Origin of the sequence: Gilliamella sp. GillExp13, from assembly GCF_001690815.1 — a bacterium.
Taxonomy (GTDB): domain Bacteria; phylum Pseudomonadota; class Gammaproteobacteria; order Enterobacterales; family Orbaceae; genus Gilliamella; species Gilliamella bombi.
Genome location: NZ_LZHJ01000150.1, coordinates 1 through 1,873 on the forward strand (window position 1 = coordinate 1; position 1,873 = coordinate 1,873).

At 30.9% G+C, this 1,873-nt stretch carries 2 protein-coding genes and 1 pseudogene; all 3 read left to right on the forward strand.

Annotated features, from left to right (window positions below):
• A pseudogene (locus A9G37_RS13265) lies at window positions 1-250 on the forward strand (integrase core domain-containing protein); the annotation flags it as partial.
• A gap of 222 nt (window positions 251-472) precedes the next feature.
• Complete coding sequence (locus A9G37_RS10550; RefSeq protein ID WP_065574569.1) at window positions 473-1,099, forward strand: Pr6Pr family membrane protein; 627 nt, start codon at window positions 473-475, stop codon at window positions 1,097-1,099.
• Entirely contained in the window at window positions 1,096-1,746 is a 651-nt protein-coding gene (gene grxB, locus A9G37_RS10555; RefSeq protein WP_065574570.1) for a glutaredoxin 2, read from the forward strand. The genes A9G37_RS10550 and grxB overlap by 4 nt, the downstream gene beginning before the upstream one ends.
• Window positions 1,747-1,873 lie beyond the last annotated feature (127 nt).

The window sequence follows — 1,873 nt, forward strand, 5'->3', positions numbered from 1 at the left end:
AAACTGGGCTAAATCACATGATATAGCCATTGATTATATAAAGCCCGGTAGCCCTTATCAAAATGGTTATATTGAACGATTTAATCGTACCTATCGTACTGAATTACTTGATTTATATCTTTTTAACAACTTAGCACAAGCTAGGTGAATAACCGAAGAATGGCTAACGATTTATAACACCGAAAGACCGCATGAGGCATTAAATAACATGACACCGATTGAGTATAAAACACTAAAACAAGCAGCTTAATTTTCTACGTGAGTTGTGTACTAAGTTTGGTGCATTTACATATTTATTTTTATATCACTCAGTAGACATTAGTTAGTATGTTTTAGTTAAATTGCATTTTATTTATATATTAAAAACTGATTATTTTAAATTATTTGCATTAATTTAAAATAATCAGTTAACTTTTTGCTTTTATACTGTTTGGTGTATACTGATGTACTGTTTTATCTATATTTATTTTTTATGCTAAAGCGAAGTATTAATCTTTTTATAGCACTGTTTGCTATCGCAATTATTGCCATGGAAACTTATATTTATTGGCATACAAAGTTTCGTCCTTGGCAACCAGAATCTTCCATAGGTCGATTAATTTATTATTATAGCTTTTTTACGGTGTTATCAAATTTGATGCTGGCATTAAGTTGTTTGTGGCTATCTGTTAACCCCAATTGTAATCGATATAGTTTTAAAGTTATTCGCTTAAATGGTTTGGCTGGTGTGATTATAACGGCTATTGTGTATAATTTAGTGTTAAGAGGTATCCATACCCCGCCTAATGTATTAATGAAAATCACTAACGAAAGTTTACATGCTGTTATACCTGCTTTGGGTTTATTAAGTTGGCTGATTTGGGGACCATTTAGACGCATCAACGTTCATGTCATTATAGGATCAATATTATCAATGCTATCTTACGGCATTTATATTTTTGTCCGAGGTCATTATACTAATCAATATCCATACCCTTTTATTAATGTTGTACGAATCGGTTATCCCAAAGCTTTGTATGCTTCAAGTATTGTTTTTTTATTATTTTTGGGGTTAGTTTTTTTATTATGGGCGGTTGAACGCTTAAGGAAGCGAAAATGAAACTGTATATTTATGAGCATTGCCCTTTTTGTGTTAGGGCTAGAATGATTTTTGGTCTAAAAAATATACCGGTTGAAAAACAGGTATTATTGAGTGATGATTTTCAATCGCCAGAGCGTATGATTGGTGAAAAAATGGTGCCTATTTTACAAAAAGATGATGGTAGCTATATGCCTGAGAGTTTAGTCATTGTTGATTATGTTGATAACAATTATGGCGATAAACCCATTTTAACAGGTCCTAGATCGCCAGATATCACAGATTTAATAAAACAGTTGCAACAATATGATTATAAGTTAGTGTGTCCACGTTATATAAAACTAGGTTTAGCTGAGTTTGCGACACAAAGTGCTATCGATTCTTTTGTTAATAGTAAATCAAAAAAAATGGGATCGTTTGATGAATGTTTGATGCAAACGGATTCATTAGTGTCTGCCGTATCTGCTATATTAAATAAACTTGAGTTATTGATTGTGTCACCAGATGCATGTAATGGACAATTATCTTTAGATGATATCTGTTTGTTTCCAGTTTTACGTAATTTGACGTGTGTTAAAAGCTTAACTTTTTCATCTAAAATTAAGGATTACCTACAATCAATGGCTAAATTTAGTAAAGTTGATCTATTTTTTGATAAAGCTATTTAATGATTAAAAATGCGGATCTTGCTATTTTTGTTTGATATTAAATCATGGTTCTAAAACGAGGTATTAAAAAGAACAGGAAAAATAGGAATAAACCTGTTCTTTTTTGTTTTAGCAATTAATTACCTAA